The sequence below is a fragment of the Streptomyces glaucosporus genome (assembly GCF_039533345.1).
GTDB classification, from domain to species: Bacteria; Actinomycetota; Actinomycetes; order Streptomycetales; family Streptomycetaceae; genus Streptomyces; species Streptomyces glaucosporus.
Genome location: NZ_BAAATJ010000044.1, coordinates 1 through 22402, shown reverse-complemented (window position 1 = coordinate 22402; position 22402 = coordinate 1). Strand labels below are relative to the sequence as shown.

Genomic DNA, 22402 nt, shown 5'->3' with positions numbered 1-22402 from the left:
CCGACCCGGACGCCCCCGGCGGCCTGCGCCGCCTCGCCGCCGGGGAGGCCCGCCCGACGCTCGCCGCCTGGGCCGCCCGCCAGGGCTGGATCGCCACCGCCGGCGCGGTCCTGCTCGCCTGCGGCTGCCCCTCCGGCGCCCCGCCGCACCGGGTGCGCGCCGCGCACCTGGGCGCCGGGCACGCCGCCGGAACCGCACAGGCCGTCGCCACCCGCCTCGGGCTGCGCTCCCGGCCCGTCGGCTCCTGGCAGGGCGCCGACCTGGGCGCCGCGCTGGGGGAGCGGCCGGGACGCACCTGGGTGGTGCACGGCCTCGCGCTGGCGGCGCCCGGGGAAACCGGCCGGTCCGGACGGACCGGCCGGAGGAACGAACGGAAGGAGGGGACACGGCCGTGATGCTCCACCGGGAACTGCTCGCCGCCGCCCGCACCGCCCCCGGGCCCCTGACGGGCGCCGCGGCGCTGCTCGCCGCGGTCGCCGCCTGCCACCTGGCGCAGGCCGTCCTGCTCGCCCACGCCCTGTCCGCGATCGCCCGCGGCACGCCGGAGGGGGTGTCCGGCCCGCTGGCCGCGGTCCTGGGCACCGTGGTGGCGCGGGCCCTGCTGGGCCGGTGGCAGCGGCGCGTCGCGGTCCGCGCCGGCGCGCTGGTGCGTGTACGGCTCCGCGACGCCCTGCTGGACCGCCTCGGCCGCCTCGGCCCGGCCCACCTGACGGCCTCGCGGGCGGGCGCCGTGCGGGCCACGGTGGTGGACGGCGTGGAGGGCGTGGACGCCTACGTCTCGCGCTACCTGCCGCAGCTGGCCGTCACCTGCCTGCTGCCGCTGCCGCTGCTGGCGGCCGTCGCGGCCGTCGAGCCGTACGCGCCGCTCGTCCTGGCCCCCGCGCTGGCCCTGGCCCTGCTCGTCCCGCGCTGGTGGGACCGGCTGCTCGCCCGGCGCGGCACCGAGCACTGGGACACCTACGAGGCGCTGGGCGCCGACTACCTGGAAGCCCTCCAGGGCATGCCCGCGCTGCGCGCGGCCGGGGCCGTCGGCCGGGTCCGCGAGCGGCTGGAGGAGCGGTCGGCGGCCCTCCACCGGGCCACGGTCGCCAAACTGCGGGCGTCCCTGGCGGACACCGCCCTGACCGACCTCGCCGTCCAGGGCGGCACGGTCGCCGCGGCCCTGCTGGCCTGCGCCTCGGCCGCCTCCGGACACGCCACCGCCACCGGCACCTACCTGCTGCTCCTGCTCGCCTCGGAGTGCTTCCGGCCGGTCCGCGACCTGGCCCGGGAGTGGCACGCGGGCTACCTGGGGGTCTCGGCGGCCGACGGCATCGCCGCCCTCCGCCGCGCCGAGCCGGAGGTGGCCGACACCGGCCGGCTGCGCACACCCCCGCAGGCGCCGCCCGGGATCCGCTTCGAGGACGTCCACCTGACCTACCCCGGCGCCGCGCGTCCCGCCCTGCGCGGAGTGACCTTCACCGCCGAGGCCGGACGCACCACCGCCCTCGTCGGCCCCTCCGGCGCGGGCAAGTCCACGCTGCTGGCGCTGCTGCTGCGGCACCGCGACCCGGACCGGGGCCGGATCACGCTCGACGGCACGGAGAACACCGAGTACACCCTGGAGGCGCTGCGCCGCGGCATCGCCGTCGTCTCCCAGGAGACCTACCTCTTCCCCGCGAGCATCGCCGAGAACCTGCGGCTGGCCCGTCCCGGCGCGAGCGACGCGGAGGTGGAGCGCGCCGCGCGGGCCGCCGGCGTCCACGACGAGATCGCGGCGCTGCCCGACGGCTACGCCACCGTCCTCGGCGAGCGCGGCGCCACCCTCTCGGGCGGGCAGCGGCAGCGCCTGGCGCTGGCCCGCGCGCTGCTGGCCGACGCGCCCGTCCTCGTCCTGGACGAGGCCACCAGCGCCGTCGACGAACGCCGCGAGGCCGCCATCACGGCCGAGCTGCTGCGCGCGGGCCGGGGCCGCACCCGGCTGGTGATCGCCCACCGGCTGCGGACGGTGCGGGACGCGGACCGCATCGTCGTCCTCGACGGCGGCCGGGTCGAGGCGGTCGGCGACCACCGCGGCCTGCTGGCCCGGGGCGGGGTGTACGCCGAGCTGGTCGCGGCCGGAGAGGAGCGGGCCGCATGAGCGCGAACCCCGCCACGAACCCCGCCGCGCCCGCCCCCCGCGTGCCGTCCGGGGCGCTGCGCGCCCTGCTGCCCGCGCTGGCCGGGCACCGGGCCATGGCCGTGCGCACCTGTGCGGCGGCCCTGGTGGACCAGGCGGCGCTGGTCGCCCTGGTCACCCTGGCCGCGCACACCGTCGGCACCGCCCTGCTGGAGCGCGCCGCCCCGCCGCCGGCCGCCGTCGCGGCGCTGACCGTCCTGGTGCTGGTGCGGGCGGTGTCCACCTGGCGCGAGATGGACCTCTCCCACGACCTGGCCTACCGGGTGCTGGCCGCGCTGCGGGTCCGCGTCTTCGACGGGCTGGCCCGCAGCGCGCCCGCCCGGATCGCCGGGCGCCGCAGCGGCGACCTGGCGGCCACGGCCATGGCGGACGTGGAGGCCCTGGAGTTCCTCTACGCCCACACCACCGCCACCCTCCTGGCCTCCGGCGCGGTGTTCGCCGCGGGAACGGCCGTCCTGGCGGCCGTGGAGCCGTGGACAGTGGCCGTGGTCCTGCCCGTCGCCGCGCTGCTGGCGGCCGTCCCCCTGCTGGACGCCCGGACGCGGACCGAGCGCGGGGCCCGCGTCCGCGAGGAGGCGGCACGGCTGTCCGCCGAGGCCGTGGAGACGGTGGACGGACTGCGCGAACTGCTGGCCTTCGGCGCGCTGGACCGCCGGCGCGCCCGGCTGGCCGAGCGGGGGCGCGCACTGGGCGCCGCCCAGCGCGCCGAGGCGTCCTGGGAGGCCGGTGCGGCGGCGGTCCGGGAGGCGCTGGTGGTGGCGGCCGTGGCCGGCACGGTCGCGGTGACCGCCTGGTCCGTCTCCGCCGGCCGTCTCCCGGGGGCCTGGGCGCCGGCGGTGATGGCCCTGGCACTGGGGATCCTCGCCCCGGTCGCCGAGGCCGCCGCCTCGCTGGGCCGGGCAGGGAGCCTGCGGGCGGCGGCGGCCCGCGTCGGGGCCGCGATCGGCGCCCCCGCCCTCGCGCCGCCGCCGCGCGACCCGAGGCCGGTGCCGGACGGCCCCCTGGGAGTGCGGATGCGGGGAGTCCACTTCGACTACGGCGGCGCGCCCGTCCTCACCGGCGTCGACCTGACCGTCCCCGCCGGGCGGACGGTCGCCCTGGTGGGCGCCTCGGGCGCGGGCAAGTCCACCTGCGCCCACCTGCTGGCCCGCTTCTGGGACCCCGCCCGCGGCGCGGTCGAACTCCTCCCCGGGGACGGGCCCCCGCTCGACGTCCGCGAAGCGGCCGACGCCGACCTGCGCCGCGCCGTCGCCGTCGTCGGCCAGGACGCCCCCCTGTTCCACGGGACGCTCGCCGACAACCTCCGCCTGGCCGCCCCCGACGCGGGCGACGCCGACCTGCGCGCCGTCGCCCGCGCCTGCGGCGTCGACCGGATCGCCGCACACCTGCCCGACGGCTACGCCACCGTCCTCGGCGAGCGCGGGGCCACCCTCTCCGGCGGGCAGCGCGCCCGGATCGCCCTGGCCCGCGCGCTGCTGGCCCGGCCGAGGATCCTGGTCCTGGACGAGACCACCGCCAACCTGGACACCGCGGGCGACGCCGAACTGGCCGCCGCCCTCGCCGCGGACGCCCCGCGCCGCGCCACGCTGGTGATCGCCCACCGGGCCGCCACGGTGCGCCGCGCCGACCGCGTCGCCGTGCTGGAGGAGGGGAGGATCACCGCGGAGGGCACCTGGGCGGAGCTCGCCGCCCGCGGCGCGCTCTCCCGCGTCCTGCCGGGGGCCTGAGGGACGGCCGGGGCGCGGACGCCGCTACCGGCGGCCGTCCTCGTCCCGCCGGCCGTCCTCGTCCCACCAGCGGTCGTCCGGTTCGCGGCGGTTGGCGACGACCGCCGCGACCGGCGGGATGACCATGGCCACCGCGCACATCGCGACCGCCAGCGGCACCGACCACAGCCGCACGAAGCCCCCGCCGCCGACGAACAGGACCAGGCAGACGGCCATCAGCGCGAGGTAGCGGTGGCGCCGGCGCGTGTACACACCCCCAGGGTAGGGCCGTCAGCCCATGCGCAGGGCCAGGAAGAAGTCCACCTTGTCCTCCAGCCGGGACAGGTCCCGGCCGGTGAGCTGCTCGATGCGGCCCACCCGGTAGCGCAGCGTGTTGACGTGCAGGTGGAGGCGGGCCGCGCACCGCGTCCAGGAGCCGTCGGACTCCAGGAAGGCCTCCAGGGTGGGGACCAGCTCGGCGCGGTGGCGGCGGTCGTACTCGCGCAGCGGGTCCAGCAGCCGGGCGGTGAAGGCGCGGCGCACGTCGTCGGGGACGAACGGCAGCAGCAGCACGTGCGAGGCCAGCTCCTCGTGCCCCGCCGCGCACACCCGCCCCGGCCGGGCGGCGGCGACGCGCCGGGCGTGGCGGGCCTCCTCCAGGGCGCCGTGCAGCCCGTCGGGGGAGTGGACGGCCGCGCTGACCCCCAGCGTCAGCCGGCCGCCGCCCTCCAGCCCGCGCTCCAGCGGGGACCGCACCGACTCCAGCAGGGCGGCGGGACCGAGCGCGGCGTCCCCGGCGCCCCCCGTGCTCCCGGAGTCCCCGTCCTCGCCGGCCGCCGCGCCCCCCGAGTCCCGGGCGTCCCCGGCGTCTTCGGCGTTCCCGGGAGCCCCGGCGAGCCCGGAGTCCCCGGAGAGCGCCGGGAGGGGGACGAACGCCACCGCCTCGTCGCCCGCCAGGGCCACCGCGACCCGGTCCCCCGTCTCGCCCCCCGAGGAGCGGGGATCGGCCAGCGTCTCCTCCAGCAGCGCGGCGGCGGCCCGCGCCAGACGCTCCCCGGACGGCGCGGCGGGGCCCTCCCAGTCCACCCGGGCGACGACCACCTGCCAGTGCGGGGCGGCGCCCGCGCCGGGCAGCAGCACGGGGACCGCGACGCGCAGCCGGGCGGCGATCTCGGCCGGTGGCGCCCCGGTGCGGACCAGCTCCAGCACCTCCTGGGCCAGCCGGCGTCCCACTGTGCGGGCGGCGTCCCGGCGCTCGCGCTCGACGGCGATCAGCTGGGTGACGCCGCGCAGCAGGTCCAGCCGCTCGGCGGGCCAGTCGCCCGCGTCCGCCTCCACGACCAGCACCCACGACGGCAGCGCCGACAGCACCGCCTCCCGCGGGTCCCGCTCCTCGCCGTGCACCGGGAACAGCGAGTGGACGACCCCCTCCACCACGGCGCGGTGCGGGCCGCGGTGTCCCGCCCGCACCGCCGCCAGGTGCTCGCCCGCCAGCCGGGCGCGGGCCTCGGGGGAGAGCCGGCCCGCGTGGGCCCCGGCGACCGGGCGGCCGGTGGAGGACAGCACCCACGCCCGCAGGTCCAGGTCCGACCCCAGCAGGTCGAGCACCGCGTCCGGGCCGCCGCCCTCCGGGCCCGAGGACATCAGCCGCCGGTGCCGCTCCACCACCGCGGCCAGGTCCCCGGCCCGCTCCCCGGAGACCTGCCGCGCCACGTGCTCGGTGATCGTCGCGAAGGCGACGTCCTCGTCGACGGAGAACAGCGGCATCCGGTGCCGGGCGCACGCCCGCACCAGGTCCTCGGGGACGGTGCCCAGCTCCGCCTCGCCCGCCGCCAGCGCGGCGACCCCGGCCGCGGCGAGGACGCGGACGAACGGCTCGGAGTCCTCGGGGGAGCGCCGCCAGGCCAGCCCGGTCAGCACCAGCTCGCCGCCCGACAGGTAGCGGCTGGGATCGCGGAGGTCGGTGGTCATCACGCCCCGCACGGACCGGTCGAGCTCCTCCTCGCCGTTCAGGAGGCGAAGCCCCAGGGACTCGGTCTCCAGCAGTGCGCGCAGCCGCATTCTCGTCGTCCGCCGATCTTCTCGTGCCACTCGTTCGCGGGACCGTGGCGCCGTCGCCCCGGGGCGTGTGGACGCGGGGCGCCTCCCGGTCTTCGTTCGAATCTACAAGATCGGCTCATGGGGCGGACACGCCCTTCATGCGATCGGCGACCGCTTCCCCGGGGGCGGGCCGGCCCGCCCCCGGGGAAGCGGTCACGCCGTCAGGACGGCCGCTCCCCGAGCATGTCGGCCCAGCCGCCCTGGATCATCGTCTGGAAGGACCAGACGCCGTCCTTCCGCACCAGGACGTCGGCGTAGTGCATCCGGTGCTCCTCGCCGCCGTCCGTCGTCATCACCGACGAGGTGAACACCACGGCGAGGGAGGGGGAGAGGAGGAACGGGGTGCGGACCGACTCGAAGCGGACGCCCTCCCCGCCGGCGCCGCCCATCACCGCGTTCATCGTCCTCACGTACTGCCCGCGGTCCCACTGGCCGGTCCAGGCGTCGCCGTCCGAGCCGTCGGTCACCAGGTTGAGCGGGAAGACCGCCATGTCGGCCATGCGCTCGACGTTCTCCGGCGTGGGCGCGGAGCTGTACGCGTCGTAGGTCTCGAACCACTTCTCCAGACTGCGCAGGTCCTCCTCGGTGGGGGTGTAGCCGGTCAGGTTCTCGGCGATCTCGCTGCGCTCCACGCGCACTCCTGTCATCCGGGGTCGGCCAGCGGGCGTGACGGTACCTGCCCGGCGAGTCATTGGTCAAACTTGATTAGTGAATCGTCCGCATCGCGTCCCCCCTTGCGGACGGGAACCGTCCTCAGCCGCCCCTACGGTGACCCCATGACGCAGACGCTCGGCACCCGCGACCTCAACCGGGCCACCCTGGCACGGCAGCTGCTGCTGCGCCGCGAGCGCCGGGACGCGGCCGAGGTGGTCGAGCACCTCGCCGGCCTCCACTCCCAGGTGCCCGGCAACCCGTACACCGCGCTGTGGAGCCGGATCGAGGGCTTCGACCCCGAGGGCTTCTCCCGCCGGATCGAGCGGCGCGAGATCGTACGGCTCAGCCTCCAGCGCTCCACCCTCCACACCGTCACCGCCCGCGACTGCCTGGCACTGCGGCCCGTGCTCCAGGAGCCGCAGGACCGCACGCTGACATCGGCGTTCGGGAAGAAGCTGGCCGGGACGGACCCGGCGAAGGTCGCGGCACGGGCGCGGGAACTGGTCGAGGAGCGGCCCCTGACCTTCCGCGAACTCGGCCTCCTGCTCGCCGGGGAGTGGCCCGGCCACGAGCCGCACGCCCTGGCGATGGCCGCGCGCCACCTCCTCGCCCTCGTCCAGGTGCCGCCGCGCGGACTGTGGCGGCGCGGCGGCGCGGCCCGCCACACCACCGCCGAGTCCTGGCTCGGCGCCGCGCTCTCCGCCGACACCGCGCCCGACGCCCTCGTCCTGCGCTACCTCGCCGCCTTCGGGCCCGCCTCCGTCGCGGACGCCCGGATGTGGAGCGGACTCACCGGGCTGAGGGAGGTCTTCCAGCGGCTCCGGCCCCGCCTGGAGGTCTTCCGGTCCGAGGACGGCACCGAACTGTACGACCTGCCCGGCGCGCCCCGGCCCGGCGCCGGAACCCCCGCCACCGCGCGCTTCCTGCCCGAGTACGACAACGTCTTCATCGGACACGCCGACCGCACGCGCGTCATCCGCGACGCCGACCGCAGGAAGGTCTGGAGGGGCAACGCGTCCTCCCCGGTCTTCCTCTCCGACGGTTTCGTGCGGGGCACCTGGCACCTGGGGACGGACCGGCGCGGCACCCGGGCGGTCCTCACCCTCGCCCCGTTCGCCCCGCTGCCGCCCGCCGAACGCGCCGCGCTGGAGGAGGAGGCCGCCGCCCTGACGGCCTTCCACGCCCCGGGCGCCGACCGCACGCTGCGGTGGGACGACGCCCGGCACGGGTAACCGGTCCGGTGACATCCGTTCCCGACCCCCGTACGGAGGCACCGCAGTGAGCGACACCCCCCACCGCGACGGCGTTCCCAGGGCGTTCGCGGGCGTCGTCCTCGACGCGCCCGACGCCCGCGAACTGGCCGCCTTCTACCGCCGCCTGCTGGGCTGGGAGACCGTCGACGACGAGCCGGACTGGGTGAGTCTGGAAGGCCCGGGCGACACGAGGATCTCCTTCCAGACCGAGCCGGAGTACCGGCCGCCCACCTGGCCCGCCCGCCGCGACCGGCAGCAGATGATGCTCCACCTGGACTTCGAGGTCGACGACCTGGAGGCGGCCCACCGGCACGCCGTCGCGGCCGGCGCCACCCTCGCCGGCTTCCAGCCCCAGGACGGCGTACGGGTCTACACCGACCCCGCCGGGCACCCGTTCTGCCTCTTCGTCCAGGAGTGAGCCCGAAGGGGCCGCCCGGGGAAGGGACACGGCGGGCTCCCGTCGCGTCCCTTCCCCCGCCCGGCCCGGGAGTGGTGTGATCGCCGTACCCGCCGCACCCCGCACCAGGGGGTGCGGCACCGGGCAGTAAGGAGGACGCATGACGGCACCCGCCGACCCGACCGAGGCGTTCCGCGCCGCGCGCGAGGTCCTGCTGCGGCACCGCGAGGACTACGCGGCGGCCCGCGAGGAGTTCCGGTGGCCGGACCTGACGCACTTCAACTGGGCCCTGGACTGGTTCGACCCCCTGGCCGAGGGCAACGACCGCACCGCCCTGCACATCGCCGAGGAGGACGGGAGCGAGCTGAGCGTCTCCTTCGAGGAGATGCGCGTCCGCTCCAACCGGGTCGCCAACCGGCTGCGGGAACTGGGCGTACGGGCGGGCGACCGGATCCTCGTGATGCTCGGCAACCAGGTCGAGCTGTGGGAGACCCTGCTGGCCGCGATGAAGCTCCGCGCCGTCGTCATCCCCGCCACCCCGCAACTGGGCACCGCGGACCTGACCGACCGCATCGAGCGGGGACGGGCCGCGCACGCGGTCGTCCGGGCCGCGGACACCGGCAAGTTCGACGGGGTGCCCGGCGACTACACCCGGATCGCCGTCGGAGCCGGTGCCGCGCCGGGCTGGCTGGACCACGCGGAGGCGTACGGCGCAGCGGCGGAGTTCGAGCCGGACGGGCCGACCCGCGCCGACGACACCCTGCTGCTGTACTTCACCTCCGGCACCACCGCCCGGCCCAAGCTGGTCGAGCACACCCACGTCTCGTACCCGGTCGGGCACCTGTCGACGATGTACTGGATCGGGCTGAAGCCCGGCGACGTCCACCTCAACATCTCCTCGCCGGGCTGGGCCAAGCACGCCTGGAGCAGCTTCTTCGCGCCCTGGTCCGCCGAGGCCACGATCTTCGTGCACAACTACACCCGCTTCGACGCGGCCCGGCTGATGGCCGAGATGGACCGGGTGGGCGTGGACACCTTCTGCGCGCCGCCGACCGTGTGGCGGATGCTCATCCAGGCCGACCTGACGCAGCTGCGCACCCCGCCGCGCGAGGCCGTGGCCGCCGGCGAACCGCTCAACCCCGAGGTGATCGAGCGGGTGCGCGACGCGTGGGGCGTGACCATCCGCGACGGCTTCGGCCAGACCGAGACCACCGTCCAGATCGGCAACTTCCCCGGACAGCCCGTCAAGTCCGGCTCCATGGGCTTCCCCGCGCCCGGCTACACCGTGGAACTGGTGGACCCCGTCACCGGCAAGCCGGGCGTGGACGAGGGCGAGATCTGCCTCGACCTCGCGCACCGGCCCCTGGGGCTGATGGCCGGCTACCACGGGGACGCCGGACGCACCGCCGAGGCGATGGCCGGCGGCCACTACCACACCGGGGACATCGGCTCGCGCGACGCGGACGGCCGGATCACGTACGTGGGGCGGGCCGACGACGTGTTCAAGGCGTCCGACTACAAGATCTCCCCGTTCGAGCTGGAGAGCGCCCTGCTGGAGCACGAGGCGGTGGCCGAGGCCGCCGTCGTCCCCTCGCCGGATCCGGTGCGGCTGGCCGTGCCCAAGGCGTACGTCGTCCTCGCCGACGGCTGGGAGCCCGGCCCGGAGGCGGCCGAGGCGATCTTCGCGCACTCCCGCGCCGTCCTCGCCCCCTACAAGCGGATCCGGGTCCTGGAGTTCGCCGAGCTGCCCAAGACCGTCTCCGGCAAGATCCGCCGCGTCGAGCTGCGCGAGCACGCGGCACGCATCCGGGAGGGCGGCACGGGCGCCGAGTACCGGGACCGCTGACCCGCACCGGCCCGGCGGCCGGACGCGCGCCCCGCGCCGTCCGGCCGCCGCCCGCCTCAGTCCAGCAGCTCGTACGCGGGCAGGGTCAGGAAGTCGGCGTAGTCCCGGTCGAGCGCCACCTTCAGCAGCAGCTCGTGCGCCTGCTGCCAGCGGCCCGCCGCGTACGCCTCCTCGCCGAGTTCGGCGCGGACGGCCGCCAGGTCCTCCCCGGCCAGGGCGCGGACCAGTTCGGGGGTCACCTTCTCCCCGGTGTCCAGCACCACCCCGGCGTCGACCCACTGCCAGATCTGGGAGCGGGAGATCTCCGCGGTGGCGGCGTCCTCCATCAGGCCGAAGATCGCCACGGCCCCCGTGCCGCGCAGCCACGCCTCGATGTAGCGGACGCCGACCCGGACGGCGTTGACCAGCCCCTCGCGGGTCGGCCTCGCCTCCAGGGAGTCGACGGCGAGCAGGTCGGCGGCGGTGACGCGGACGTCCTCGCGCAGCCGGTCCTTCTGGTGGGGGCGCTCGCCGAGCACCGCGTCGAACGACTCCCGGGCGACCGGCACCAGATCGGGGTGGGCGACCCAGGAGCCGTCGAAGCCGTCCGCCGCCTCACGGTCCTTGTCGGCCCGGACCCTGGCGAAGGCCCGCTCGTTGGCCTCCGGGTCGCGCCGGTCGGGGATGAAGGCGGCCATGCCGCCGATGGCGTGGGCGCCGCGCTTGTGGCAGGTGCGCACCAGCAGCTCGGTGTAGGCGCGCATGAAGGGCGCGGTCATGGTCACCGCGTTGCGGTCGGGCAGCACGAACCGCTCGCCGGCGTCGCGGAAGTTCTTGACGATGGAGAACAGGTAGTCCCAGCGGCCCGCGTTGAGGCCGGAGGCGTGGTCGCGCAGCTCGTAGAGGATCTCCTCCATCTCGTACGCGGCCGTGATGGTCTCGATCAGCACGGTGGCGCGTACGGAGCCCTGGGGGACGCCGCAGTACTCCTGGGCGAAGACGAAGACGTCGTTCCACAGCCGCGCCTCCAGGTGCGACTCCAGCTTCGGCAGGTAGAAGTACGGCCCCTTGCCGGCGTCGAGCAGCGGGCGGGCGTTGTGGAAGAAGTACAGGCCGAAGTCGACCAGCGCCCCGGGGAGGGGACGGCCGCCGGCCCGCAGGTGGCGTTCGTCCAGGTGCCAGCCGCGCGGCCGCACCACGACGGTCGCCAGCTCCTCCGCGGGACGGAGCGCGTACGTCCTGCCCCCGGGTGCGGTGAAGTCGATGCGGCGTTCGCGGGCGTCGATCAGGTTGACCTGGCCGCCGATCACGTTCTCCCAGGTGGGGGAGGAGGCGTCCTCGAAGTCGGCGAGCCAGACGCGGGCCCCGGAGTTGAGGGCGTTGACCGTCATCTTCCGGTCGACCGGCCCGGTGATCTCCACCCGGCGGTCCCGGAGGGCCCCGGGGGCGGGGGCCACGCGCCAGTCCCCCTCGCGGACGTGGGCGGTGGAGGGGAGGAAGTCCAGGGTGCCGGTGCGGGCGATCTCGGCGCGGCGCCCGGCCCGGCGGGCCAGCAGTTCGTCGCGGCGCGGGGTGAACCGGTGGTGGAGCTCGGCGAGGAAGGCGAGGGCGGCCTCGGTGAGGACCTCCCCCTGGCGCCGCGGCGCCCGTCCGGGTGCGGCGTGGACGGTCACCGGCGGGATCGGCGCTGCTGCGGGCATGGGAGGTCACTCCTTCGTCGGGGCGGCGCGCAGCGCCCACCGGCACTGCTCGGGAATGGAGGTTAGTTTCCTCATCGTGGAAGCTCAATGATCGCCGGCGCGGTGACGCACCCTCGCCGCCCACCTTTTTCCGTGTCCGTTTCCACTCCTGTGGAGCGGGCCCTTCCCGTCCGCCGCGGGCGCGGTTCTCCCGCCCCGACCCTTCCCGGCCTCGGGTTTCGCCTGGAGCATGTGCCACGGGCAGAGGCAAGGGGAACAGCGATTCGAATGGCCGGAATTGTGCCTCGAGTTTCGCCCTCCGTGTAGCGCGGTGTGCGGAGAGTGGCGTTTACTGTGCGGACCCCTCCCGCCCGGCCGGCGCGGTGAAGAGGGGGCAGCGGGCGTGGGAACGTCCGGTGAACGCGTGCTTCCCGCGGTGGTGGAGCGGGGGAGCGCGGCGGGACCGCAAGGGAACGACGACGGATCAACGACGGAACGACGACGGGACACAGCATCCGTGTGGGGGGAGCTGCGTTGCGAAAAGAAACGGTGGAACGGCGTGCGGTCGTGCACGGGCAGGAGGACCCCAGGGTCGTCGCACTGCACCGGGCCGTCACCCGCTTGAGGCGCGAACTGGCCGGTTACCGTGCACATCTGACGGACCGGGGGATAGCCGAGGACGAACTGGCGGCCGTGGACGCCATGCTGCGCGCGGGTGAGCCCGACGTCGCCCGGCTCCGCCACTCGCTGCTGCTGATCGCGGGAGCGATCGGTTCCGTGAGCGCGCTGTCGGAGGCGCTGGGGGAGGTGCGCAACGCCGTCGAGCTGTTCGGGCGTCCGGCGCGCTGACGTCCGCGCCGGCCGGCGGCGGGCGGGCCCCGTCCGGCGTGCCGCGGAGTCCGTCCGGCCGTCACCCGCCGTCGGGGCGGGGGCCGGCCAGGGTGGCCGAAAGGTCGCGGGCGGCCTCCTGCAGCAGCGGGACGAACGCGTCCCGGGCCGCGTCCGTCACCCGGCCCGCCGGGCCCGAGACGGAGACGGCGGTCGGCACCGGCGCCCCGGGGACCGGAACGGCGATGCAGCGCACCCCGATCTCCTGCTCGTTGTCGTCCACGGCGTACCCGTCCTCGCGCACCCGCTCCAGGGCCGCCAGGAAGGCGTCCGGGGAGGTGATGGTCCGCTCGGTGGCGGCGGGCATGCCGGTGCGGGCCAGCAGCGACCGCACCTCCTCGTCCGACAGGTGCGCCAGCAGGGCCTTGCCCACCCCCGTGGAGTGCGGCAGCACCCGGCGGCCGACCTCGGTGAACATCCGCACCGAGTGCCGGGAGGGCGCCTGGGCGACGTACACCGCCTCGTCGCCGTCGAGCAGCGCCATGTTGGCGGTCTCGCCGGTCTCCTCGGCCAGCCGCGCCAGGTGCGGCCGCGCCCAGGCGCCCAGCAGCCTCGACGCGCTCTCGCCGAGCCGGATGAGGCGGGGGCCGAGCGCGTAGCGGCGGCTGGGCTGCTGGCGCACGTAGCCGCAGGTCACCAGGGTGCGCATCAGCCGGTGGATGGTGGGCAGGGGCAGTCCGCTGCCGGCGGCCAGTTCGCTCAGTCCGACCTCGCCCCCGGCGTCGGCCATCCGCTCCAGCAGGCCGAGGGCGCGCTCCAGGGACTGGACGCCGCCGTTGGCGGAGGAGTGCTTGCGCTCGGCGGACGGCGGCACGTCGCGATCCTTTCGGGTCGGTTCGGACGCAGCCTACCGGCCCCCGCCCGGCCGTCGCGGCGCCCGTGTCCGCCCCCGGGGCGCGGCGGGAGCGCGTGCCCGCCGACCGCGTGCCGCCGCGTGCCGGACGCCCGCCACCTGGCCGGATATGGTCCTCTGCCCGCCCCGTTCCGCTGGCATCATCGGTCCCACGGCCCGTTGGCGGCCCGTCGACACAGAAAGGCGCGGCGGATGAGCACGGACGAGGCGGCACCGATCGATCTGGCGGCCCTGGGCGATGACTTCGTCCGCGACCCCTACCCCGTCTACGCGGAGCTGCGCGCCCGCGGCCCGGTGCACCGGGTGCGGATCCCCGAGGACGCCGTGGCGTGGCTGGTCGTCGGGTACGAGGAGGCGCGGGCCGCCCTCGCCGACCGGCGGCTGTCCAAGGACTGGAGCAACGCCTCGCCCGCCCTGGGGGTGGAGCCGGTGTCCTCCGGGGTCAACATGCTCGGCAGCGACCCGCCGGACCACACCAGGCTGCGGGGGCTCGTGGCCCGCGAGTTCACCGCGCGGCGCGTGGAGTCCCTGGCGCCGCGCGTCCGGGAGATCGCCGACGACCTGCTGGACCGGATGGTGAAGGCCCCGGACGGGCGGGCCGATCTGGTGGACGCCTACGCCTTCCCGCTGCCCATCACGGTGATCTGCGAGCTGCTGGGCGTGCCCTTCCTGGACCGGGAGTCCTTCCGCTCCTGGACGGCCGCCATCCTCGGCGACGCCGGAACCGAGGAGAAGAGGGCCGCCGAGACCGCCGTCACCGACTACCTCACCGGGCTGCTGGAGGAGAAGCGCGGCCGGCCGGGCGAGGACCTGCTCAGCGCGCTGATCCACACCGCCGACGAGGACGGCGACCGGCTGTCCCCCCGCGAGCTGCTCGGCATGGCGTGGCTGCTGCTCGTCGCGGGCCACGAGACCACCGTCAACCTGATCGCCAACGGGGTCCTCGCCCTGCTCACCCACCCCGACCAGATGGAGCTGCTGCGCTCGGACCCCTCCCTGGCGGAGAACGCCGTCGAGGAGACGCTGCGCTACGACGGCCCGGTCGAGACCCCCACCTACCGCTTCACCACCGAGCCCGTGGAGATCGGCGGGACGGTGATCCCCGGCGGCGGGGAACTGGTGCTGCCCGTCCTCGCCGACGGCGACCGCGACCCCGGCCGCTTCCCGGACCCGCACCGCTTCGACATCCGCCGCGAGACGCGCGGGCACCTCGCCTTCGGCCACGGCGTCCACCACTGCCTGGGGGCCCCGCTGGCCCGGCTGGAGGGCCGCATCGCCTTCCGCGCCCTGCTGGAACGCTGCCCCGGGCTGGCCCTGGACGCACATCCGGCCGCCCTCTCCTGGCGGAGGGGCCTGCTCATCCGCGGCCCCATCCGCCTGCCGGTGCGCTTCTAGCGCTCCGGCCCGCGCGGGGCCGCGGGGCGAGGGGAGGTCCGGCTGAGGCGCTGCCGCAGCGTGGGCGACCGCCCACCCGGGGTTGTTTGTCCTGTCAATCTGACCTCACGTCTTTCCGTCAATCGCCGTCGCGACTAGGCTCCGCACCGTGGCGAAGAAGGATCCGGTGGACCTCCAGTTCAGCGTGGACCGCAGCAGTCCCGTCCCGCTGTACTTCCAGCTCTCGCAGCAGCTCGAAGCGGCCATCGAACAGGGCCGGCTCTCCCCCGGAAGCCTGCTGGGCAACGAGATCGAGCTGGCCGGCCGGCTCGGCCTGTCCCGGCCCACCGTCCGGCAGGCCATCCAGGCCCTGGTGGACAAGGGCCTGCTGGTGCGCCGCCGCGGCATCGGCACCCAGGTCGTGCACAGCCAGATCAAGCGTCCGCTGGAGCTGAGCAGCCTCTACGACGACCTGGAGGCGGCCGGACGGCGCCCCGGCACCCGGGTCCTGCGGCTGGACACCGTGGCGGCGACCGCCGAGGTCGCCGCCGCCCTCGGCATTCCCGAGGGCAGTGAGGTGCGCCTGGTGGAACGGCTCCGCTCCACCCGCGGCGAGCCCATGGCCTACCTGCGCAACCACCTCCCGTCCGGCCTGGTCGACCTGGACGGCGACGCGCTGGAGAACACCGGCCTGTACCGGCTGATGCGCTCCGCCGGGGTCACCCTCCACAGCGCCCGGCAGACGATCGGCGCCCGCACCGCCTCCGCCGAGGAGGCCGGGCTGCTGGGCGAGCCGGCGGGCGCGCCGCTGCTGACCATGGAGCGCACCGCGTTCGACGACACCGGCCGGGCCGTGGAGTACGGCTCCCACCTCTACCGCGCCTCCCGGTACACGTTCGAGTTCCAGCTCCTCGTCCGTTCCTGACCGCCCCGCCCCCGACCGGCCCGCGCCGGGGCGGGCGAGCGCGTAGGGCACAATCGAGCTGATGAGTACGTACCGCGACCGGACGCACCGCAACTCGACCCGAGCGACGGTGCTGCGGACCGTTGCCACCCGCGAGCGGCGCTCGCACCTGTCCGCGCCGCGCGTGCCGACGGTGGGAATCGACATCGGCGGTACGAAGGTGATGGCGGGCGTCGTCGACGCCGACGGCAACATCCTGGAGAAGATCCGCACCGAGACCCCCGACAAGTCCAAGAGCCCCAAGGTCGTCGAGGACACCATCACCGAGCTGGTCCTGGACCTCTCGGACCGGCACGACGTCCACGCCGTCGGCATCGGCGCGGCGGGCTGGGTGGACTCCGACCGCTCCCGGGTGCTGTTCGCCCCCCACCTGGCCTGGCGCGACGAGCCGCTGCGCGACGCGCTGACCGCCCGGCTGGCCGTCCCGGTCATGGTCGACAACGACGCCAACGCCGCGGCCTGGGGCGAGTGGCGCTTCGGCGCGGGACGCGGCGAGGACCACCTCGTCATGATCACCCTCGGCACCGGCATCGGCGGCGCCATCCTGGAGGACGGCCAGGTCAAGCGGGGCAGGTACGGCGTGGCCGGGGAGTTCGGCCACATGCAGGTCGTGCCCGGCGGACACCGCTGCCCCTGCGGCAACCGCGGCTGCTGGGAGCAGTACAGCTCCGGCAACGCCCTGGTCCGCGAGGCCCGTGAGCTGGCCGCCGCCGAGTCCCCGGTCGCGCACGGGGTCATCGACCGGGTCGGCGGCCGCATCCCCGACATCACCGGCCCGCTGATCACCGAGCTGGCCCGCGAGGGCGACGCGATGTGCGTCGAGCTCCTCCAGGACATCGGCGAATGGCTGGGGATCGGCATCGCCAACCTGGCCGCCGCCCTGGACCCGTCCTGCTTCGTCGTCGGCGGCGGCGTCAGCGCCGCCGACGAACTCCTCATCGGCCCCGCCCGGGAGGCGTTCCGCCGCCACCTCACCGGCCGCGGCTACCGCCCGGAGGCCCGCATCGTCCGTGCCCAGCTCGGGCCGGAGGCGGGCATGGTCGGCGCCGCCGACCTCGCCCGGCTGGTCGCCCGCCGGTTCCGCCGCGCCAACCGCCGCCGCGTGGAGCGGTACGAGCGCACCGGGGCCGGCCTGCTGGCGACCCGGGGGTGGGTGAGCGGCCGATGACCTCCCTCCCCCTGCCCGACCGTCCGCCGCACCGCCCCAAGCACCGCTGGCTGGCCGCGATCGTGGTGGTGCTGCTGATCGCCGTCCCGGCGGGGTACCTGGTGCTCTCCGCCCACCAGAGCCGCGAGAGCGGCAAGGACAAGCAGCGGGATGCCGCCGCCACCGGCCTGGTGTGGCAGTGGCCGAGCAAGGTCGAGCGCCGCATCTACGAGGTCCCCATACCCCAGGGGGCGAGCTATGTGGCGCACTACGAGCGCAACGCCTGGGAGCGCAGCTCCTTCTACGTCCAGTTCCGCACCTCCCGGGAGAGGCTGAAGACCTTCCTGGAGGAGGCGGGCGGCGACCCCGCCGAGCTGCGCGCGGGCCGGGAGGGCGTCGGCGACCGGCAGGCGGACGTGGTCGGCTGGGACCTCGGCCTGCCCGGCCACCGGTACGAGGGCGCCAGGATCGAGCGGCCCGGCGAGCGGCCCGACCTGGAGATCACCGTGGACGTCACCGAGGAGGAGCGCCTGCGGGTCTACGTCGTCTCCACGGTGGAGTTCTGAGGACGTTCCGCAGGAATTCCGGGCTTCCCGGCTCCCCGCTTCCGAGGACCCGGGGCGGGGGAAGCGGGGACCGGGCGTGCCCTGGGGCCGATGCGTGGCACGGGAACCCCCGCGGCGAACCGAGGCGGCTCTTCGCTCGTGAGGAGCCCGGCGACGTCCCGGAGCCGTCCGCAGGGCCGCCTGCCTCAAAAATGAAAAAATTATTATACTACACTTTGCCGAGTCGGCGTCAGCCGAATCGGCGGAGGGGGACGGCGGCATGGACCTGAAGGTGCTCGGAGGGCTGACGGTCCACGAGGGGGGAGTGCCCATCTCGCCCTCCGCTGCACCGCCCAGGCAGGTGCTCGCCCTGCTGGCGGCCTCCGCCGACCGCGTCGTGCCCACGTGCGCCATCGCCGAGGAGCTGTGGCCGCAAGGGGCGCCCGCGCACGCCGAACAGGCGCTGGGATCCCACATTCGCCAGCTGCGCGCCGACATCGGCACGGCACTGCGGGTGGCGGGCAGCGAACGGTCGGCCGAGGACGTGCTGGTCTGGGTGCCCGGTGGGTACCGGCTGGACACCGGCGGCGGCTCCAGCGATGCCAGGGCGTTCGAGCGGGCGGCCGGAGCGGGCTACCGGGCGCTGGAGGCGGGAGACCTGCACATGGCGGGCCACCGGCTGCGCGAGGCACTGGAGCTGTGGACGGCCGCCCCGTTCACGGGGATCGTCCAGGGACCGCACCTGCGCTTCCAGTCGGCTCTGCTCACCGACTCCTGGCGGCGGGCCGTGGACCGGTGGATCGACGCGGGCTTCCGGCTCGGATGCCGGCGCGAGCTCTGCGCCGACCTCGCGCGGGTGCTCGCCCGGTTCCACTCGCCGGCACCGCTGTACGCCCAGTTGAAGGCCGATCTGGACCACAACGGCCAGGATCCCGAGGTGATCAGGCGGTATCTGCGCCGACGCCGCGGCTCCCCGGCGCTCACCGCCCGCCGGGTCGTGCCGGGCGGGGAAGGGGCGCGGGCGGCGCGCGGCAGTGGTGACCGGGTCCTCAGCCTGGCGGGCCCGCACGGAATTCCGCGGCTCCAGAGGCTCTGACGGACGGGGGAGGAGCCCCCGGCGCCCGCACGGAAAGGGGCGCTTGACTGGCCGATCTTGCAGTGTCTAGGTTCGACGGAGCCGCATGGCCGACGGGGGGCAGGGCATGATGGACCGAGCAGACGTGGACCGCCTCGACTTACTCACCGTGCTCAGGCTCCTCGCCGAAGAAGCACCCCTGGAAAGTTACGAGGAACTCCTGCTGCGCGCGGACCGGGAATGCTCCGCAGCCGAGCGGACCCGCCTCGAACAGGCCGTCAGACTGGCCTACGTCGTCCGCGCCTCCCAGGACCGGCGCCGGCAGCGCGAGGACGCCCTCGCCGAACTCGTCGACACCGCACGCGCCATGGCCCGGTCGCACGACCTGGGCGAGTTGCTGCACGTCATCACCCGGCGGGTCAGACGGATCGTCAACGCGGACCTCGCGTGCATCGGCCTGCGCGAGGACGACGGCAGTCTGAGCCTCCACGCCGCCGAGGGCGCGACCTCGGCCATCGTGCCGGGGACGCGACTGGAAGGCGGACCGGGGCAGCAGGCCATCGCCATGGGCGCCCCGCTGTGGACCGCCGACTACCTCCGCGACACCAGCCTGGAGCACTGCCCGCGCACCGACGAGTTCGTCCGCGCCGAGGGCATCAGGTCGCTGCTCACCGTGCCCCTGATCCACGGCGACAGCGCCCTGGGCGTCCTGTTCTGCGCCGCCCGCAGCGTACGGCGCCTCACCCCGGACGAGATCGGCCTGAGCTGCTCGCTGGCCGCGCTCGGCGCGGTGGCGATCGAACGCGCGGAGTGGCTCCAGGAGGTCAGGAACGAGATGAGCGAACTCGAACTGGACGGCTTCCGCGCCCGCGCCGCCCTGTCCAGGCTCGAGCAGCTCCGGGACGCGCAGAGCCGCATGACGGGCCTGCTGCTGTCCGGAGCGGACCTCGACACCCTGGCCCAGGCCGCAGCCGACGCGCTGGACAGCACCCTGCAGTTGCGCGATCCCGCCGGCCGGACCATGACGGCCACGGCCGACCTGCCGGACCTGGACGACGCCGCAGTGGCCAGGACGTCCTGGGAGGCCCACGCGCAGCGCGCCTCGGTGATGCACGGCGAGGGGACCTGGATCACGCCCGTGCTGGCCGGTGCCGAGAACCTCGGGTTCGTCGTACTGCGCCCCGCCACGGCACTGGCGGGGGAGGACCAGCAGATGCTGCGGCTCGCCACCGAGACCTTCGCGCTCCACCTGCTCCTGCAACGCGGTACGGCGGTGACACAGGCGCCGGTCCACGACGCGCTCTTCAACGAACTGCTCGCCCTGCCGTCCCGCGGCTTACAGCAGGCGCGCCACCTCGAACAACGCCTGGCCGACATCGGCCTGGACCTGACCGAGCCGCACGTCCTGCTGGCGGTGCGCCCCGGAGGGGGAGGATACGGCCGCGCCATCGTGTGGGCCTCCTCCTACGCCCACGCGCACGCCGGTCTGAAGACCGTCCAGGACGGCTGCATCATGCTGCTGCTGCCGGGCACGGACGCCTCGGCGACCGCGCGCTCCGTGGGCGGTGAGCTGACGGCGATGCTGGGACACCCGGTCACCGTGGGCGCGGCCGGCCCCGGCCGGGGCCTGGGCGACGTGAGCCGCCTGCACGGGGAGGCGGTGCGCTGCCTGGAGACCCTGACCGCCCTCGACGCCGCCGGAAGCACCGCGTCCCTCGGAGACCTCGGCTTCATGGGACTGCTGCTGTCCGAGGCACACGACGTGAACGCCTTCATCGACACCGCCATCGGGCCGGTCGTCGACTACGACCGCAAGAACGCCACCGACCTCACCGAGACGCTGAACGCCTACTTCGCCACGGGGGCCAGCCCGAGCAAGGCCGCCGAAACACTCCACGTCCACCCCAACACCGTGTCGCGGCGCCTGGAGCGCATCACCGCGCTCCTGGGCCCCGAATGGCAGCGGCCCGGCCGCGTGCTGGACGTCCAGCTGGCCCTGAAGATGCACAGGATGAGGGCGGTGCTGCGCCTCGGTCCACCGGATGCCGCCCACTCCTGAGACGCCGGCCCGGGCCTGTCGCCCCGGAGGGTGACGTACCGCGCGCTGCGGCCGACCGCAGCGCGCGGTACGTCACCGGCGTGATGTGCGTGAAGACGCACATCCGCGTGGGCGGCAGGGCGAGCACGGGCGGCGGCGGTTCGTACGCCGTGACGGTGGGCCGCGGCCTGGGAGCGGGTCTCGGCTGAGCCCGCTCCCTGGGGGCCTCACCCGGAGGCCCCCAGGGCGATCGCCGTGTGCGCCACGGAGGCCAGCGTCATGTGACGGTGCCAGCCGCGGAAGGAGCGCCCCACGAAGTCCCGCAGCCCGGCCCGGTCGCCGATGCGCGCGAAGTCCTCCTCCACCCGGTCGTTCAGCTTGGCGATCCGCAGCAGCGATCCGACCGGCAGATGCGTCATGCCGGTGACCCACAGCTGGGAGGGAGGCTGCGCCGGGTTGGTCCACTCGCCCACCAGGAGCAGCCGCCGGGGCCTGGACCCGGCAGGACCCGGCAGCGCGACGGGCACGGTCGAGGCCAGGGTCGTGCGCAGGGTGTTCCCGTGCGCCGCGTCCCGCCAGGCGACAGGGGTCCGCGTGCCCTTGACCAGCTCGAGTATCCTCTGGGCGGGCAGCGAACCGGCCCGGTAGCCGGGCAGCGCCGGGTCGGCGACGGTCATCCGGCACGAGGGGCTGATCCGGGCGACGAAGTGCACGCCGCCCGCGGCCAGCCGGCCGGTCGCTGCGGAGAGGCCGCCCCGCCGCAGGTCGATCAGGACCGGCCGCCGCGGAATGCTCCACCGCTGCGCCATCTGCACGACGGCGGACACGGCGCACTCCTCCGTGCTCTCCGCCCCGAGCCCCTCGGGCACTTCGGCCTGCTCACGCCGCTTTGGGTCGTTGATCCACGGTTCCGGAAGGACCATCCGCCAGTTGACGGGCGCGCTCAGCTCGGGGGAGGCGAGCCAGACTCCGAGAGCCTGCTGGCCGCGGAAGACCTGACCCAGATGAGGCGCGAAGTGCTGGTCCACGCCCACCGAGTGCCTGCCTGCCTTGGGTATGTGGATCGGCCGTATCACCCACGCCTGCGGCGCCGCTGTGTGTTCCAGGTAGTCGGCCAGGGCGATGCGCAGGGGCCGCCAGTCCCAGGCCGAGCTGGAGATGAAGTGGTGCAGGCTCTGCTCCACGGCCGCTCCGCCCAGATGGGCCGCGATGTTGCGGATGGACTTGCGGCCCGGCGTGGTCAGCAGACCGCGCAGGTACTGCTCCGCGCGCAGCCGACGGTCCCTCCGGCTCAGCAGGGAGAACAGGACGGTGCACAGCTCGGCGACGATGTCGTCGGACACATCGGTACCGGAGGGGACACCGCGCTGGTGAGGCACTGTCAGTGTGGCGGAAGAGCCGTCTGTCCCGATAGTGAAAGCGTTCACGATGCTCCTGCCGTGTGGGCGGCGCTGTCGGGGTTGCCTGTCCACCATGGCTGGTACGGCCGTGATCTCACGAGGTGCTCCAGACACCTGATTTCGCGGCTTGGTGCGCCGGTGGTCACATACCGCTGGCGTACGTGAACCGAGTGTGTCCCCGGAGCTGTGCGGACTTGTACGGCATGCTGCGCCGCCGGGGCCGGTGGTGCCGGGAGGACCGCGGATCAGGGGCCGGTGCCGTGTGGCTCCGCGGCGCTCACCGGATCTCCAGACCGTCCAGGTAGCCGGTGATGTTGCGGCGGGTCTCGGCGACATGGTCGCCGCC

18 protein-coding genes and 1 pseudogene are annotated in these 22402 nt (G+C 75.2%); 13 read left to right on the top strand and 6 right to left on the bottom strand.

Features of this window, described 5'->3' with window-relative positions; translation table 11 throughout:
* From ABD358_RS27970 to ABD358_RS27960, 3 genes and pseudogenes are all read left to right on the top strand, one after another.
* A pseudogene (locus tag ABD358_RS27970) lies at positions 1-395 on the top strand (hypothetical protein); the annotation flags it as partial.
* The gene (locus tag ABD358_RS27965) at positions 392-2119 is read left to right on the top strand and encodes an ABC transporter ATP-binding protein/permease (RefSeq protein WP_344633958.1); all 1728 of its coding nucleotides are present in this window, start codon (positions 392-394) and stop codon (positions 2117-2119) included. The pseudogene ABD358_RS27970 and the gene ABD358_RS27965, both read left to right, overlap by 4 nt.
* Positions 2116-3885 carry an ABC transporter ATP-binding protein gene (locus tag ABD358_RS27960; RefSeq protein WP_344633957.1) on the top strand — a complete coding sequence of 590 codons (1770 nt, stop codon included), beginning with the start codon at positions 2116-2118 and terminating at the stop codon, positions 3883-3885. The genes ABD358_RS27965 and ABD358_RS27960 overlap by 4 nt, the downstream gene beginning before the upstream one ends.
* 24 nt (positions 3886-3909) lie before the next feature.
* On the opposite strand, the gene ABD358_RS27955 is transcribed toward ABD358_RS27960, so the two are convergent.
* From ABD358_RS27955 to ABD358_RS27945, 3 genes are all read right to left on the bottom strand, one after another.
* Positions 3910-4137 (bottom strand): DUF3099 domain-containing protein, encoded by a 228-nt coding sequence (locus ABD358_RS27955; protein ID WP_344633956.1) that lies wholly within the window; start codon positions 4135-4137, stop codon positions 3910-3912.
* A gap of 18 nt (positions 4138-4155) precedes the next feature.
* Positions 4156-5925 (bottom strand): PucR family transcriptional regulator, encoded by a 1770-nt coding sequence (locus ABD358_RS27950; RefSeq protein WP_344633955.1) that lies wholly within the window; start codon positions 5923-5925, stop codon positions 4156-4158.
* A 200-nt stretch (positions 5926-6125) separates the two neighbouring features.
* Positions 6126-6596: a nuclear transport factor 2 family protein gene (locus tag ABD358_RS27945; protein WP_344633954.1), complete on the bottom strand. Its 471-nt coding sequence runs from the start codon at positions 6594-6596 to the stop codon at positions 6126-6128.
* Between the two features lie 144 nt (positions 6597-6740).
* Between ABD358_RS27945 and ABD358_RS27940 the strand changes: the two genes are divergently transcribed.
* The 3 genes from ABD358_RS27940 (at position 6741) to ABD358_RS27930 (ending at position 10114) form a co-directional block, all read left to right on the top strand.
* Positions 6741-7850, top strand: coding sequence for a winged helix DNA-binding domain-containing protein (locus ABD358_RS27940; RefSeq protein WP_344633953.1), 1110 nt, complete (start codon positions 6741-6743; stop codon positions 7848-7850).
* 46 nt (positions 7851-7896) lie between these two features.
* On the top strand, positions 7897-8289 hold the full coding sequence (locus ABD358_RS27935; protein ID WP_344633952.1) for a VOC family protein: 393 nt from the start codon (positions 7897-7899) through the stop codon (positions 8287-8289).
* A gap of 139 nt (positions 8290-8428) precedes the next feature.
* The gene (locus tag ABD358_RS27930; RefSeq protein ID WP_344633951.1) at positions 8429-10114 is read left to right on the top strand and encodes an AMP-binding protein; all 1686 of its coding nucleotides are present in this window, start codon (positions 8429-8431) and stop codon (positions 10112-10114) included.
* Between the two features lie 56 nt (positions 10115-10170).
* On the opposite strand, the gene aceB is transcribed toward ABD358_RS27930, so the two are convergent.
* Positions 10171-11793 carry a malate synthase A gene (gene aceB / locus ABD358_RS27925; RefSeq protein ID WP_344633950.1) on the bottom strand — a complete coding sequence of 541 codons (1623 nt, stop codon included), beginning with the start codon at positions 11791-11793 and terminating at the stop codon, positions 10171-10173.
* 528 nt (positions 11794-12321) lie between these two features.
* On the opposite strand from aceB, the gene ABD358_RS27920 reads away from it, so the two are divergent.
* The gene (locus ABD358_RS27920) at positions 12322-12621 is read left to right on the top strand and encodes a DUF5955 family protein (RefSeq protein ID WP_344633949.1); all 300 of its coding nucleotides are present in this window, start codon (positions 12322-12324) and stop codon (positions 12619-12621) included.
* A gap of 61 nt (positions 12622-12682) precedes the next feature.
* Here ABD358_RS27920 and ABD358_RS27915 read toward each other — a convergent pair whose 3' ends face one another.
* Positions 12683-13474: an IclR family transcriptional regulator gene (locus ABD358_RS27915; protein ID WP_344633948.1), complete on the bottom strand. Its 792-nt coding sequence runs from the start codon at positions 13472-13474 to the stop codon at positions 12683-12685.
* Between the two features lie 231 nt (positions 13475-13705).
* Here ABD358_RS27915 and ABD358_RS27910 point away from each other — a divergent pair, with 231 nt between their 5' ends.
* The 6 genes from ABD358_RS27910 to ABD358_RS27885 all read left to right on the top strand — a co-directional run bounded on the left by ABD358_RS27910 (position 13706) and on the right by ABD358_RS27885 (position 20677).
* On the top strand, positions 13706-14908 hold the full coding sequence (locus ABD358_RS27910) for a cytochrome P450 family protein (protein ID WP_344633947.1): 1203 nt from the start codon (positions 13706-13708) through the stop codon (positions 14906-14908).
* A 184-nt stretch (positions 14909-15092) separates the two neighbouring features.
* Positions 15093-15812 carry a GntR family transcriptional regulator gene (locus ABD358_RS27905; protein WP_344633959.1) on the top strand — a complete coding sequence of 240 codons (720 nt, stop codon included), beginning with the start codon at positions 15093-15095 and terminating at the stop codon, positions 15810-15812.
* A gap of 61 nt (positions 15813-15873) precedes the next feature.
* Positions 15874-17019, top strand: coding sequence for an ROK family glucokinase (locus tag ABD358_RS27900; protein WP_344633946.1), 1146 nt, complete (start codon positions 15874-15876; stop codon positions 17017-17019).
* A complete protein-coding gene (locus tag ABD358_RS27895; RefSeq protein WP_344633945.1) occupies positions 17016-17564 on the top strand; it encodes a hypothetical protein in 549 nt (182 codons plus the stop codon). Before ABD358_RS27900 ends, ABD358_RS27895 begins: the two co-directional genes overlap by 4 nt.
* A 259-nt stretch (positions 17565-17823) precedes the next feature.
* Entirely contained in the window at positions 17824-18639 is an 816-nt protein-coding gene (locus ABD358_RS27890; RefSeq protein WP_344633944.1) for an AfsR/SARP family transcriptional regulator, read from the top strand.
* Between the two features lie 85 nt (positions 18640-18724).
* On the top strand, positions 18725-20677 hold the full coding sequence (locus ABD358_RS27885; RefSeq protein ID WP_344633943.1) for a helix-turn-helix domain-containing protein: 1953 nt from the start codon (positions 18725-18727) through the stop codon (positions 20675-20677).
* Positions 20678-20883: 206 nt separating this feature from the next.
* Here ABD358_RS27885 and ABD358_RS27880 read toward each other — a convergent pair whose 3' ends face one another.
* Positions 20884-22083, bottom strand: a complete 1200-nt coding sequence (locus ABD358_RS27880) for an IS701 family transposase (protein ID WP_425576444.1) — start codon at positions 22081-22083, stop codon at positions 20884-20886.
* Between the last annotated feature and the right edge of the window lie 319 nt (positions 22084-22402).

What these genes read in the sequence shown, in the direction of transcription:
- ABD358_RS27895 (WP_344633945.1), top strand. Translation starts at nt 17,016, where the DNA reads ATGACCTCCCTCCCCCTGCCCGACCGTCCGCCGCACCGCCCCAAGCAC.
- ABD358_RS27890 (WP_344633944.1), top strand. Translation starts at nt 17,824, where the DNA reads ATGGACCTGAAGGTGCTCGGAGGGCTGACGGTCCACGAGGGGGGAGTG.
- ABD358_RS27885 (WP_344633943.1), top strand. Translation starts at nt 18,725, where the DNA reads ATGGCCGACGGGGGGCAGGGCATGATGGACCGAGCAGACGTGGACCGC.
- ABD358_RS27960 (WP_344633957.1), top strand. Translation starts at nt 2,116, where the DNA reads ATGAGCGCGAACCCCGCCACGAACCCCGCCGCGCCCGCCCCCCGCGTG.
- ABD358_RS27900 (WP_344633946.1), top strand. Translation starts at nt 15,874, where the DNA reads ATGAGTACGTACCGCGACCGGACGCACCGCAACTCGACCCGAGCGACG.
- ABD358_RS27950 (WP_344633955.1), bottom strand. Translation starts at nt 5,925, where the DNA reads ATGCGGCTGCGCGCACTGCTGGAGACCGAGTCCCTGGGGCTTCGCCTC.
- ABD358_RS27910 (WP_344633947.1), top strand. Translation starts at nt 13,706, where the DNA reads ATGAGCACGGACGAGGCGGCACCGATCGATCTGGCGGCCCTGGGCGAT.
- aceB (WP_344633950.1), bottom strand. Translation starts at nt 11,793, where the DNA reads ATGCCCGCAGCAGCGCCGATCCCGCCGGTGACCGTCCACGCCGCACCC.
- ABD358_RS27930 (WP_344633951.1), top strand. Translation starts at nt 8,429, where the DNA reads ATGACGGCACCCGCCGACCCGACCGAGGCGTTCCGCGCCGCGCGCGAG.
- ABD358_RS27940 (WP_344633953.1), top strand. Translation starts at nt 6,741, where the DNA reads ATGACGCAGACGCTCGGCACCCGCGACCTCAACCGGGCCACCCTGGCA.